This window comes from Brevundimonas sp. NPDC055311 (assembly GCF_053645695.1).
In genome coordinates, this window is sequence record NZ_JBSHMV010000001.1 from 883061 (window position 1) to 895175 (window position 12115).

Sequence of the window (12115 nt, forward strand, 5' to 3'; positions counted from 1 at the left end):
CAGAGGAGCCTTGCCCAAACAGCGTTACGAAGTCGAGTCCGGCGGCGCCACCACCTCGATCCCCTTCGACGCCTTCCTCTTAAACCTCGCGTCGTTCTGCTTGGCCCAATCCCGCATGGCCGAGGCCACGTCGACGGTCTCAGCCGGTTTCTCGGCGGTATAGTGGCTGAGAGGGTTGAGCGTCTTCTCGCGAGCCAGTCGCTCGTTCAGCCAGGCCTCTTCCGTGCGCGCCCGGCCAGCTTCCTGAAGTCGCAACGACAGCCGGTAGGGCGTCAGGCCCCAGAACTCTGCTTCCGTCAGGCCCGCCCGGACGGCTAGCCGAAGATGCGCCTCAACCACGTCGGCCGGGCGCTCTTCTGAGGGCTCTCGGTGTCGGCTTCGACGGACCTCCCTTGTGGGCCGTACTGCGCCAACTCCCACGCCTTCCAGCAGGAGCGGAGAACATCCGCCATGGGATAGGCCGCCATCGGCGAGGCCATAACCTCGTCGGCCTGGATCGCGCTGGCGCTCAGAAGGTCCAAGGCATCAGCCATGGCGCGAAGAGAGCCTGTTTTGCCCTTCTGCATGGCCTTGAACTGCTCCAGCAGCCAATCATGGCCTTTAGCGTCCAGAGCGGCGTAGGTCAGTTGCAGCGGCACCAACCGCCCATCCGGTAAGGGCAGGCGGACGATCCCAAGGCGCTCGTCAGTTGGCCCCATTAGACAGGCTCGCCCCACTCACCCGCCTGCGTCGGGGTCAGTTGCACCGCGACCGACAGCTTTCCTTCGATGGGGCCAGTCGGCAGGCCGTAGCTCGAGACAAGGCATGGGACGGTGTAGGCCTCGGCATCAGTCGGAGCGGCCGCCAAACCGAAGACCAGCTGGAACTCCAAGCTCGTGCCACCGGCGTTGGCAGAGCGGATCGCAACCTGAGTTTCATCGCCCGGCGTGTAGTTCATTTCGTACGAGATAGGGTTCTCTTCGGACAGGCCGCCGATATAGACGCGGCTGTTGCCGGGACTGGCGAAGGTCGTTGCGTCGATCCGGTCGGTCGTCGTGCCGCCGCCGCTGAGCGTGAAGGCGCCCGGCACGTCCTTCCAGTCAGGGGTCGAGCCGCTGCCGAGATTTACCCGCAGCCCGATGTTGTTTTTCGTTTTGACAGCCATTGCTCAGTTCCCTTGCAGGCATGGAAAAGGCCGCGCACAGCCTGCCCTGGGCGCGTTGGGGATGACCGGCTGGGCCGGGGTTCAGGTGTTGCGGAGATCCATCCGGATCGTGACGCGGCGGCCAGTGTAGGCTTCGTCCGTCGTTGGGGCTTGGACCGGACCGGTGACGCGGGCCACGTCGCACTTGCCGCCGGTGACGACGAGGTCGCCAGGACGGTTGTGGAAGAGGTCGCGGACCTGCCGCATCAGGGCGTCGAGCCCAGCCGCCGAACCCGTCCGACGCTGATAGCCGCGCACGTCCTGCACGATCAGGCGGCCAGTCTCGGTGAAGGTCTCACTCGCCACGTCAGAAGTCGGCACGGCGATGATCAGGAACGGCTTTGACGGCTTCGGCTCCTGGCCGAGGAAGTCGTCGGGCGCCGCCTCGTTGAAGATGGCCGGGGCGCCGTTCCAGGTAGCGAGCGACTGGGCGACAGCGGCCAGGCGGGCGAAGATCGTGGCGGTGGAGTTCATCCGTTCGGCTCGAGAACGACGCGCTTGCCATCAATGGCGAAGGTGACGGTGATGCTGTCGATCTGGTCGATGCCGCAGTTAATGGTGGTCTCCCGTTGCAGGGGAAGCGGCGCGCCCTCCTCATCGCAGAGCATCACCTTCGGGCCGGTCGGGGTCTGAAGCGTTCGGATCGTCAACTTGGTCATTCCTTCGCTCCCGCAACAAAGGCGTCCCGCAGGTCGTCGGCATGGTCGGTGGCCAGCAGCCCGAGGAAGGGGCGCGGCGCCATACGCTCGGTGCCGACCTCCAGGGCGTGGGCATAATCGACGTTCGCCACCACTCGGCCGACGATGTCGTCGCCATCCCGGCGCACCTGCGTGTCGGCTTGGGTGGCGTTGCGCAGGCGACCGGTGTCGACGGCGGGCGGCTCGCCCGGTGCCGAGGCTTGGTGCTTGCCGTAGATGCGGCCGGTGCCGGGGCGTGACAGGTTCGCCTTAGTGATCGCCTCGCCCGCCAGAGCGGCCCGCTGGATACCCTTCACGGCCTTCTCTTCGGCGATGCGCTCCAGTGCGGCGAGGTTGATCGTGACGGTGGCCAAGCTCTGCTCCTATGATCACCGCATGACAGATTCGAAGTATTTCATCGTCACCACCTCGCACCCGCGGCTCTATCTGACCGAGGCGGGGGGATGGACGGAAGATCGGGACGCTGCGGCTTGGATGACTTATCCAATCGCACAAGCCCGCTTAGTCGCATTGCCGAAAGGCACACCCGCAAATCTGTCGCTCGACTAGCGCCCCTGAACCTCCCAGGTCGCCTTAGCCGGATCGCGGGTCAGGGCGACGATCTGCCAGTCCCTGCCCTCTGCGGTGATGGTGTGCCCGACAGCCGGAGCCACGCTCAAGCTGGCCGCCAGGATGATGATCTTTCGGTCATGGGCCGGGATGCCCGCCGCCGCGCGCCGCATGTCGCTGTAGTCATCGACCAGCGCCTTGCAGGGGTGTGAGGTCGGGGCCCCCGGTATCCAGCCGCCCTGCCCGTCCGAGGTCGGTTCGCCCGGCACCTCCAGCACGCCGTCGCGGAACACGTCATCCAGCGCTTCGGCGATCACATCAGGCAGGTCGTCGAGGATGCTCACGACTTGGCCAACCTGACGTTGACGCCGGAGCCGATCGCATAGACGCCAGCATATCGAAGCAGGCCAGCCACCAGAGCCAGCCGCGCCGCGCTGCGGCTTTCCGCAGATGACGTTTCGTATTCCACGGCGACCGATCCGGCCTTCACCGACTTGCGCGCCGCTTGGGCCGCCTTGTCGCCGCCGATCAGGGGCGAGGTCAGTGATAGCCTGGCGGCCTCGATGACAGCCTCGCTGATCTGCTCTTCAACCGCGGCGCTCACCTTCACCGGGGGCCGGTAAGAGGCTCGGACATAGGTGGAAGCGTCGAGAATGGCGCCGCTCTTCTGCTCAGGCGTCAGGGCAGCCCAATCGGACCATCCCCGCGCCTGGGCGTAAGCGTCGGCCTGTTCGACCGTAGCGAGCGGGCCGGAAGGCCAGCCCACCACGCCATTCTCGACGATCAGCATCAGGCGTCGCCGTTCTTGGGCTTCGACGGGCCTTCGCCGGCCGTCTTGGACACGGCCTTAGGAGCACCGCCGACGTTGCCGTCGCCGTCGGGATCGAACTTCGACACCTGCTCGCGCAGCTGGCGGATCTCTTCGTCCTTGGAGGCGATGGAACGGCGCAGGTCCGCGTTCTCGTCGTTGGCCTTCTGCAGGTCGCTGTTGGCGACCTTCGAGGGCTCCCCGGCTTCCGCGTCGGACTGGAAGATTTCGGTGGCCTCGCGCTTGGCCTCTTTCTTCTCCAGAGCCGAGCGCTTCTGGGCGGCGGTCTCTTCTTCGGCGGTGTCCGGCTCATGCGGGCCCGTCGGGGCGCCCACGATGGCCAGAGCTTCTTCGCGCGCCAGACCGTCCTTAAGGATCGGACCATCGGGGCCGCGCTTCACGGCCCAGGTGCCGTTGCCGTTGTTGTGCGCAGTGAGCGCGATCTGCCCGTCCAGCGGGGCGCTGATCGGTTGGCTGCCAGCGTCAGCATTGGCCGCAAGGCAGAGGGCGGCGCAACTCAGCGCCGAGAGATGGAGAAGGCGCATGGCCTATCCTTTCATGTCAGGAAGACGGGAGAAGGCAGGGCCGACCGCAGCCGGCCCTTGGGTCAGCCGTTGGTCTGGATGAACGCCAGCGGGATGTTCTTGCGGTCGAACACGCGGTTCCAGTTCGACGCAGTGGCCAGAGCCGAATAGCTCGGGGTGGCGTTGCTGCTGATCTGCGTGCCGGCGACAGCGAAGCCGGTCGGATGGATGACCTCGTGGCGGCGGTTCCACAGCGTCTCGACGCCTTCACCGTTGCCCTCGGCCTCTTCGCGCGAGACGGCGTTCGGGGTCTTCGGCGTGCCGAGGCCCGAGCGGAAAGACGCATCCCCGAACAGGATCGACGTGTAGGTCTTCCGGTTCGTGCCCTGAACCACAGGCATGTCGTCGTCGATGATGACGCGCTTGCCTTGGAAGGACTCGTACAGCAGACGGCCGGTTTCCGGGTCGTAGTTCTCGACCAGGGCGCCGATCTTCTGCATGCGGGCGTGGATGACGGAGTGGACCGCAATCGCGCGAAGCGAGCCCTTGGCGTCGCCCATGGTCTGGGCGGCGTCGATCAGCACATCCGAGCCGAACAGCTCCCCGTCGACGGGATCGCCGGTGGCGTCGGTGGCGACGTTCTTGACCATGTCGCCGCCGTCATTGGCGATGTTGTCGGCCAGGATGCCCTGGCAGATCTTGAGCAGGGTCGTCTGGTTCACGCCCGCCCAGTAGTCCGCGATCTGGCTGGAGATGGCGTCCAGCGGGTCGCGGGCGATGAAGGCCGCCGTCAGGTCAGCCGAAGACCAGCCTTGGTTGCGCATCAGCTTCCGGGCGATCTCGTTGCCCGTGCCGATCTTCTTCGGCACGGCCACGTCGGCCGGATTGTCCGAGGACGCGTTCGGCTCGTCGTTCGCCAGACGCTTGAAGTGCGGCATGTTCACCAGGAAGCCCTGGCCGCTCATGAACGCAGCGACGGCCGGGTCCACGACCATCACGCCGGCGGCCACGAAGGCGTTGCGGCGCGTCGATCGCTCGACGGTGTAGGTGTTGAAGTTCTCGCCGAAGACGAGATCGGAAAGCCGGGTGACGGCCATGTCGTTTCCTTTCGGTGGGATCAGACGCGGCCGTCAGAGGCGCGCGCTTCAGGGAGCGCCGAGGGTTAAGCCGCCTCGGCTTCGGCCATCAGGCGCTTCGCCAGGTCCGGTTTGTCCCGGGCGATGCGGTCCTGTTCGGTGAGGGAGAAGGACGGGCCTTGCTTCCAGGGGTTGGGGCCGGAGTGGGCGCCTTTGCCGCCACCGGGGGCGCCGCCGCCGCTGTTGCCGGCCAGCACGAAGGGCTTACCCTCGTCGCCTTCGGCCCAGAGCTTGATGGCCTCGGCCAGCGGGAGACCGCCTTTGTAGGCAACCGGCTCGCCGTCATCGTCCTTGAGCTCGACGCCTTCGCGCAGAAGGGCGGCGGCGGCGCGCTTCAGTTCGGGCTTCACGCGGGCTTCGTCCAAGGCGGCGGACAGGCCGTTGTCGATGACCAGCTTCTCGACCTGGCGCTCGGCTTTCTCAGCGCGGTCGGTGGCGGCTTTCAGCTCGCGGCCGTGTTTGGTCTCGAGTTGGGTGCGGACGGCTTCGACGTCGCCGCTGGCCTTGGCCTTCTCGGCTTCAGCCTGTTCCTTTTCGGCCTCAATGGCGTCCAGACGCTCTTTCATCTCCTTCAGGGCGTCGCGGTCAGCCTTGGCGTCCTTCTTCAGGCGCTCATGGGCCGAGGCCAGCGCCGCGTGAGCAGCCGGGTCGATGAGCTGGAGCTCGTCATCGCCCGGCCCTTCACCGCCGCCCTGATCATCGTTCGGGGCTTGCGGGATGATCGGGCCGCGCAGCAGGGTCATCGGCCCAACCGGCGCATAGTTCGTGGCGACAGGCAGCACGGAGCCGCCGCCCAGAAGGCGGTTCTTGGTTGTGTTCATGGTGGGTAGTTCCTCCCGCTCAGCGGACAGAGGGGGCGCTGCTCAGCTCACGCCCTGGTGGATGCTCCGGCTCTGCACGGAGCGATTTCGGCAACGGGGTGTTGCGGAAAGGGGAAACCGGGAGACCAGACCTGTGACGGACCTAGACGCCATCGAGTTCAATTGCGGCCCAGATCGCTATTGGGCACGCACTGAATACGACCGGAGCACCGCTCGGTGGATCGTCAGAATCTTCGACGACAACAGCGCGGTCGTCACCGGCTACGAAGCTTTCGTTGAGCACCAGGAGGTGCATGACCTCACCGGCACAGACGATGATGCAGAAGCCGTAGATGCGGCTGCCCGAGGCCTAATCCGGGAGTTCCTTCAGGCTGGCGGCCAGCCCAGGAGCAATCCGACTGACTAGCCTAGTTGTTCAGGCGACGACGACATGTTCGCCGCGCGCCAGACAGGTTCCGCAGACGATCTGCTTCTGGCCGCCGGTCGGCTTTCCGCTCTTCCAGACCATGCCGAGCTTCACCTCGATCATCGCGAGGCCAGTGCAGCGAGGGCAACGAACAAGCGGCGTATCAGGAACTGACGCCTTCAAGCGCTTCAGCGGGCCTTCCGGCTCCAGTGTCCCGTCGATGACCTTGAAGGGCGTGCTCACCCCGAAACTATAGGCCCTCGAACGCCGCCGCGTCACGCTTCTTCAGTTCTTCCAGCGTGAGCACCCTGCCCTTGCTGTCGACGAAACGATCCAACGTCAGCTTGCCGGTGCGGAACAGCTGGGCCTTGCGGACGCCCAAGACCTCGTTCTGAACCTCGACGGGCTGGCGCATCAGCCAGTCCGAATAGGACGGAGCCTCAATGGGGGGCAGGCCCTTGATGACCGGCGCCGTCGTGGACCGGCAGTTCACGTGCCGTGGCGGCCAGGGGAAGCTCTCCAACGGGTGCACCGAGTTGTGCAGCGCGCCGCAGGTGATGGTCGTTCTGGCGTCCAGCGTGGCGATGAAGCGGACCTGATCGACACCAAGGGCCGCGTAGGTCTCTTTCGATGCGACGGCGGCCGTATGGGTCAGCGCCGTGCGAACCATCGCCTCGGCTCCGCGCCGGCTGATCTCGAGCACCCCGTCCCTGTATTGGAGCCCCCGCGTCCCTCTGATCTCGCGGACCAGCGCCGTGACCGAGCGGCCCTCGACAAACCCCTGCCTCAGCGTCTCCCTGACGCGCTTGGCGGCGCCCGCTTCGGCTTCTTCCAGCCAGCCCCTGAGGTAGCGGCCTTGGAAGGGTCTGGCGTTCACCGCCGCCACGACCTGGGCCGTCGTCGGCGCGTTCGTGACCGTAGCCAGGCCGACCGACCGCTGGCCGAAGTGAACCATGCGCTCCGTGAACAACCGCTCGGCGTCCGCTAAAGCCGCCACGTCCTCATTGAGCCGCCCGCGCAGCACGGTCCAGCCGTCAGACTGGAGCGCCCTCACCTCTTCCAGCAGCCGTTCCAGTTGGACCGGATCGCGGCCCTCATTGTCCGCCCGAAGGACGCGCTCGACCAAACGTGAGTCGGTGCGGTTCAGCAGGGCTATGACCTTGCGGACAGTCGCCGTCGAATAGCGGGACAGGGCGATCCGATGCTTGACCGCCTCGTCGATCAGGCGCTCGGCGGTGGAAGCCATCAGCGCGTCAGAACGTCGACGCCGCCGCCAGACCAGATGTCCAGATCGGAGGCGATTTTCACCGCGTCCTCGGCGGAAGCGCCCATTGCCAGCGCGCCTAGAGCGTAGTGATCGCCGGAGCCAATGGCCACATAGTCAGCGGTGAGCGGTCCGGTCAGATCGAGGTTGCCGTTCGCATAGAACACACCGCCATCGGGGCGGATCACGATCAGTTCAAAGCCCTCAGGCTTGAGGTCGCCGCTTTCGGCAGGCTCGCAGCCCCCTTCAATCCAGCGCCTAAGCAGAGCGTCAGCCCCGACGCTGCCGGAACTGGCGCCCCAAAGCGTTCCGTCTTCAAGGCGGTGAATCTTTGTCTTGGTGCCGATGGGCTTCTTGTCGCCCGAATAGGCCCGCCGGTCTGCGGCCAGGGTTCCATTGCGGTAAACGATGGTCGTCATGCCGCATCATCCTCCAAGCCGCCGAGGCCGCCGCCCTCTTCGTCCAGCGCTTCCCGGTGATCCTCAAAGCTCTTGGCCGGATCGACGATCTCAGCGCGCTGCAGGTTCTCGAACAGGTCTTCCAGCGTGATCGCGCCGGACTGCCAGGCTGCCAACAATGCGGTCAGTTCCTGCGCCGATAAGCCGGCTGGGTTCAGGTCGGTGTTGAGCCAATACTGCAGCCCATCCGACGACACCCCGGCCCAATCGGCCATGAACTGCAAAGCCTTCGTCAGGCAGTCCGACAGGGCGTTGGCGATGCCAGAGACCACTGACGTCTCACCTGCCCGCTCGATGCGAGCCGTCTCCGCCGCAATGGCTGCTCGGCCGCTCTCCAGCAGCATCCGGGCGCCCATCAGCGCCGCGTCCTTCCGCTTGGCCTCCAGCGCGAGACGCAACTCAGACAGGCCCGAGCCGGTGAACTCCATGAACTTGGCGTCGCCGCCCTCGGTGACGACCAGCCCCTCGGACGAACCGAGCTTAACGGTCTCTCCTTCACCGATGTTCAGCCCCTTGAAGACCGGGGTCGGATTGGCCGTCCACAGCAGCGCCCATTCCAAGGCTGCCGAGTTATTCAGGTGCGCGACGCTGATGTCGGCAATGTCGTCCAGTGGGGGCCGTGCCGGGTTGGGTTCGCCGTCGCGCGGGTTCGAGAAGAACGCCGGGATGACCTTCAGCCGTTCGTTCTGGCGCTTGGGCTCGACCGTCTCGCCGAACTGCACCCACTGGCCGTCCAACTGCCGGAAGACGCGCTGGCGGTAGAAGCCTGCCTCATCGAGATCCAGCACGCGGACTTGGGCGACCTGCTTCAGCTTGAACTCGTCCGCCGCGTCCTTCTCTTCGACGACCTCAGCCACCCGGATGTGCGAGAGCTTCAGCGCCGCCCCGACCTTCTGCACGCGGGCCGCAAGGATCGCCGTGGCGTCGTAGAGCTTCAGCGTAGGTCTCACGCCCTCGGCCTCAGCGTCGGCTTTGGTCGCCCCAGCCGGAGCGTCGGGATAGTCGACCAGCACCATCACAGCGCCGGTCGAAAGGATGCCGTCGAAACCCTGCTCGGCGAAGCGGTCGATGTCCTGGCCGGAGCCGGTCACGTCGCCGAGATAGGCGTCCAACGCAGTCAGGTTCGAGCGCGTAGGGGTCTTGCCGAAGACGAGCCCGCTGAAAGCCTCAGCCGTCCGCGCCGTCACCGGCAGGTAGTAGGCCCCTTCGCGGAACCGCTGCGCCGTGGCCTCGTCGTGCCCCGGCAACGCTCGGATATAGCCCAGCGCATCCTCACGGCCGCTCAGCAGGTCGTGGACCTTCTTCCGGGCGTCTGCATGAACCGCCCAAGCCGGATCGCGCTCGTTCACCGCCATCAGAAGCTGACCTTCACCTTGCGAGCGGGGCGAGAGCCGAGCGCCAGTTCATTGAAAGCGTCCGCAGCAGCATCGACTTGGTCGTCGTGAGCCGCTGACGGGAACGTGCAAAGCTCGTCGAGGAAGGGCTCAATCCAGGCGTCGCGCATGGGGTCCCCCGTCGTGAGGATGAAGACGTTGCCGGCCTCGGCCTGGGTGGCCAGCGCGGTGGCTCGGGTGAGCTTGGAGCCCGTGGGCTGTTCGTACCGAACGGTGTAGCCGGGCAGCTTCTTCACCAGCGTCTGGACGTAGCCCTTACCGGCCGCGCCGGGATCTTGGGGAAGGCGGACCGTGACCTCTGTCGTGTCGGCCGCCGCCGTCAGTTTCAGCTGGGCCTCGAACTGCGCCGGGCTCCACTGCCCGACCTTTGCGTCGGTGAAGTAGTAGGTGGCCTCTTCGCCATATCCGACCTGCGTGCAGCGGACGCCGGCGCTGGGGTCGCCTCCCCCTTCAGTGGCGCCCACGTCCCAGGCGCGGACTGTGCGCTTGGGCCCGGCGGGCATGACGGAGACTGGCTTGAACCACTCCCGCCGGAAGATGCCGCCATCCCGAGGCGACGGGCGCTGCTGATACTGGCCAGCCCAGGCATACGAGCCCTTGGCCTTCTTGAGCTTGGCGACCTCGGCGGCGGGGAAGCGCTCGGGGAAGAGAAGCTCGCCCTCGTCTGTCCGCGGGTCCTCGAAGAACAGTTCGCCATCGACGTAGGTCCGACAGGCGCCGCCCGTCACCTTGCCGTCTTCGCCGACCCGCTCGGCCTCGAACTCCATCGGCAGGTTCAGGTGGACGAAGCCGATGTCCAGTTCCAGGGCTACCGCCGCCACGTCCTTAGCGTGGAGCCGCTGCATGATGATGACGATGGCCGAGGTCGTGACGTCGTTCAGACGGTCAGAGATGCCTTCGCGGAAGATGCGCACCGCATTGGCCCGCTCGGTGTCCGACTCGGCGGTCTCGGTCGAATGGGGGTCGTCGACCTTCACCCGGTCGCCCCGGCCGCCGGTCATCGAACTGAACGGCCGCGCCTCGCTGAACCCGTTCTCGGTGTTCTCGAACTTGCCCTTGGCGTTCTGATCGGCCCGAAGCTGGATCGGCCAGAGGGCCTGATACTTGTCGCTCTCGACCAAGCGCCGGAGCTTGAGGTTGTCCCGCAGGACGTTGGCCTGGCTGTAGGAGGTGGCCAGCGTCTGCAGGTCGGGCCGCGCCTTCGGGCCCCACTCCCATGCGGTCCAGAAGACCAGCAGCAGGGACTTCATCATGCCCGGCGGCACGGTCATCAGCAGGAACTGGATGCGCCCTGCCGTAACCGCCTCCAGATGCCTGCACATCGCCCGGAGCGCCCAGCCCGATTTGAACGGGCGTTTGGGTTCCAGGATCGACCAATGCTCCTCGATGAAGCCGTGCAGGCTGTCGCAGCGGGCGCGGATCTCGCCCTGGTGTTCAATCAGGCGCTTGCGGTCGGCCTCAGCCTTCCGACGCGCCCTCTCCGCCCTGATCTCCTCCAGCGTTGGCAGATCGACGAATGAAGCGCTCGATGACATCCAGCTCCTCGTCGCTCGCGGCGCTCAGGTCGAAGGAATGGGAATGGCGGATCGGGGCGTCCGTCTTGTCGCCACCGACGACAGCGACCTTGTCGCCGTAGGCCTTGGGTCGCAGTTTCCCGGCCAGCCATTTACGAGCGTCGATGCGGACCCGTTTGTCGTTCGGCTCCAGCTTCTTATCGTCCGCGATATCGACGATGTCGTCGGCCAGGCTATCGGCCTGCGTCTCACGGGCTCTCGCGTATTGGTCCGCGAACGCCGGGATCAGGCCGAGCCATTTGAACACCGTCGACTTGGCCGGCATCTCATCGTCCCGGCAGATTGAGCGGAGGCTTTCGCCATCGGCCAAACGTTCGCAGATCGCGTCCGCTACAGCCTCGTTGAACTCAAGCGGCCTTGGCATCCGGGGCCTTCGGCTTGGGTTGGGCCTCAGGCTTCACCCGCTCCGCGACGCCCGCCGCCTCCAGGCGATCCGCTGCCTTAGCGTCTTTGGCGTTGAAGGTGGCGCCGGCGGCTGCCGAGCCGTCAGACAGCGAGAAGCCGACGAGGGCTTTCATGGGGACCATGGGTGATCTCCGAATGTCGTGGGGCAGCCCGCCGATCCAGCCGTACGCCGCAGCTCAGAACGTGGTCGGAGGGCAAAAGAAAAGGCCCCGCCCGAGAGGGAGGAGCCTTGCTTTGGGCGAAACGCCCGATTTGCCTGATGTCAGGGATTACCTGTCCGGTGTCAAGACCGCAGCCAGCCTAGCCGATAACGGGCGCTCCCACGATGTGCTGGCCGTAGCCATTCGGGCGGAGCCGCACCACATTCGGCAAGTTGGCAAGAACGGCATCGTTCGCGGCGTTCCGGGCGGCCCAGGCTCGCGCGTCAGCGACGATCTCGTGGCAGAACGGGACCGCCGCCATGTACAGGATGCGCTCCCCGTGCATTTCCGTCACGCTGTCGTGGAGTTGGAAGGGTGATCCGGGCGGGGTGAAGAGTATCCGATCGAAGTCTGATCGCTTGTCTTTCCCGCCCATGAGGCGGGCGTTGTGAACCACGCCACACCGCATTTCCCAGCACTCGTCTGCACCGAAGTTCTGATAGCGCCGGACGTTCTCGCGGAACCATGCCTTGTAAGTCTCCCAGTTTACCGGTGCCTTGCCCTCCAGAGTGCAGCAGATGTCGGGGATCGAGACGGTGATGGACAGCGCGGCGTAGAATAGGCCGGCGTTCACGGTCGCTTCGATCTCGGCGAATATTTGCTCGAGCGCGTTGGGGGCGACCGCCGGTACGGGGGGCGGGGCTCGTCGGGGGAAATGAACAATCGTGTCGTCGCTCAATATCGCGCTCCGGGTA

The 12115-nt window shown here is 65.9% G+C and carries 18 protein-coding genes; all 18 read right to left on the reverse strand.

Going from position 1 to position 12115, the window contains the following annotated elements; translation table 11 throughout:
- Nucleotides 1-24 precede the first annotated feature (24 nt).
- The 18 genes from ACWIDZ_RS04210 to ACWIDZ_RS04295 all read right to left on the reverse strand — a co-directional run bounded on the left by ACWIDZ_RS04210 (nt 25) and on the right by ACWIDZ_RS04295 (nt 12099).
- Nucleotides 25-339 (reverse strand): hypothetical protein, encoded by a 315-nt coding sequence (locus ACWIDZ_RS04210; protein WP_453988880.1) that lies wholly within the window; start codon nt 337-339, stop codon nt 25-27.
- Nucleotides 315-698: a hypothetical protein gene (locus ACWIDZ_RS04215; RefSeq protein ID WP_453988881.1), complete on the reverse strand. Its 384-nt coding sequence runs from the start codon at nt 696-698 to the stop codon at nt 315-317. The genes ACWIDZ_RS04210 and ACWIDZ_RS04215 overlap by 25 nt, the downstream gene beginning before the upstream one ends.
- Nucleotides 698-1144 (reverse strand): phage tail tube protein, encoded by a 447-nt coding sequence (locus ACWIDZ_RS04220; RefSeq protein WP_453988882.1) that lies wholly within the window; start codon nt 1142-1144, stop codon nt 698-700. Before ACWIDZ_RS04220 ends, ACWIDZ_RS04215 begins: the two co-directional genes overlap by 1 nt.
- Nucleotides 1145-1225: 81 nt before the next feature.
- Complete coding sequence (locus ACWIDZ_RS04225) at nt 1226-1657, reverse strand: hypothetical protein (RefSeq protein WP_453988883.1); 432 nt, start codon at nt 1655-1657, stop codon at nt 1226-1228.
- Nucleotides 1654-1842 carry a hypothetical protein gene (locus ACWIDZ_RS04230; protein ID WP_453988884.1) on the reverse strand — a complete coding sequence of 63 codons (189 nt, stop codon included), beginning with the start codon at nt 1840-1842 and terminating at the stop codon, nt 1654-1656. Before ACWIDZ_RS04230 ends, ACWIDZ_RS04225 begins: the two co-directional genes overlap by 4 nt.
- Entirely contained in the window at nt 1839-2234 is a 396-nt protein-coding gene (locus ACWIDZ_RS04235; RefSeq protein WP_453988885.1) for an HK97 gp10 family phage protein, read from the reverse strand. Before ACWIDZ_RS04235 ends, ACWIDZ_RS04230 begins: the two co-directional genes overlap by 4 nt.
- A 192-nt stretch (nt 2235-2426) precedes the next feature.
- A complete protein-coding gene (locus ACWIDZ_RS04240) occupies nt 2427-2774 on the reverse strand; it encodes a hypothetical protein (protein WP_453988886.1) in 348 nt (115 codons plus the stop codon).
- The gene (locus ACWIDZ_RS04245; protein WP_453988887.1) at nt 2771-3220 is read right to left on the reverse strand and encodes a hypothetical protein; all 450 of its coding nucleotides are present in this window, start codon (nt 3218-3220) and stop codon (nt 2771-2773) included. Before ACWIDZ_RS04245 ends, ACWIDZ_RS04240 begins: the two co-directional genes overlap by 4 nt.
- On the reverse strand, nt 3220-3783 hold the full coding sequence (locus ACWIDZ_RS04250; RefSeq protein ID WP_453988889.1) for a hypothetical protein: 564 nt from the start codon (nt 3781-3783) through the stop codon (nt 3220-3222). The genes ACWIDZ_RS04245 and ACWIDZ_RS04250 overlap by 1 nt, the downstream gene beginning before the upstream one ends.
- A gap of 62 nt (nt 3784-3845) precedes the next feature.
- Nucleotides 3846-4859, reverse strand: a complete 1014-nt coding sequence (locus ACWIDZ_RS04255; RefSeq protein WP_453988890.1) for a hypothetical protein — start codon at nt 4857-4859, stop codon at nt 3846-3848.
- A gap of 65 nt (nt 4860-4924) precedes the next feature.
- Complete coding sequence (locus ACWIDZ_RS04260) at nt 4925-5719, reverse strand: hypothetical protein (protein ID WP_453988891.1); 795 nt, start codon at nt 5717-5719, stop codon at nt 4925-4927.
- 656 nt (nt 5720-6375) lie between these two features.
- The gene (locus tag ACWIDZ_RS04265; protein WP_453988892.1) at nt 6376-7371 is read right to left on the reverse strand and encodes a minor capsid protein; all 996 of its coding nucleotides are present in this window, start codon (nt 7369-7371) and stop codon (nt 6376-6378) included.
- Nucleotides 7371-7808 (reverse strand): Ntn hydrolase family protein, encoded by a 438-nt coding sequence (locus ACWIDZ_RS04270; protein WP_343828704.1) that lies wholly within the window; start codon nt 7806-7808, stop codon nt 7371-7373. The genes ACWIDZ_RS04265 and ACWIDZ_RS04270 overlap by 1 nt, the downstream gene beginning before the upstream one ends.
- Nucleotides 7805-9202 carry a DUF4055 domain-containing protein gene (locus ACWIDZ_RS04275; protein ID WP_453988893.1) on the reverse strand — a complete coding sequence of 466 codons (1398 nt, stop codon included), beginning with the start codon at nt 9200-9202 and terminating at the stop codon, nt 7805-7807. The genes ACWIDZ_RS04270 and ACWIDZ_RS04275 overlap by 4 nt, the downstream gene beginning before the upstream one ends.
- On the reverse strand, nt 9202-10776 hold the full coding sequence (terL, locus tag ACWIDZ_RS04280; RefSeq protein WP_453988894.1) for a phage terminase large subunit: 1575 nt from the start codon (nt 10774-10776) through the stop codon (nt 9202-9204). The genes ACWIDZ_RS04275 and terL overlap by 1 nt, the downstream gene beginning before the upstream one ends.
- Nucleotides 10700-11179, reverse strand: a complete 480-nt coding sequence (locus tag ACWIDZ_RS04285; RefSeq protein WP_253108394.1) for a terminase small subunit-like protein — start codon at nt 11177-11179, stop codon at nt 10700-10702. Before ACWIDZ_RS04285 ends, terL begins: the two co-directional genes overlap by 77 nt.
- A complete protein-coding gene (locus tag ACWIDZ_RS04290) occupies nt 11163-11333 on the reverse strand; it encodes a hypothetical protein (RefSeq protein WP_453988895.1) in 171 nt (56 codons plus the stop codon). Before ACWIDZ_RS04290 ends, ACWIDZ_RS04285 begins: the two co-directional genes overlap by 17 nt.
- 187 nt (nt 11334-11520) lie before the next feature.
- A complete protein-coding gene (locus ACWIDZ_RS04295) occupies nt 11521-12099 on the reverse strand; it encodes a hypothetical protein (RefSeq protein WP_453988896.1) in 579 nt (192 codons plus the stop codon).
- Nucleotides 12100-12115 lie beyond the last annotated feature (16 nt).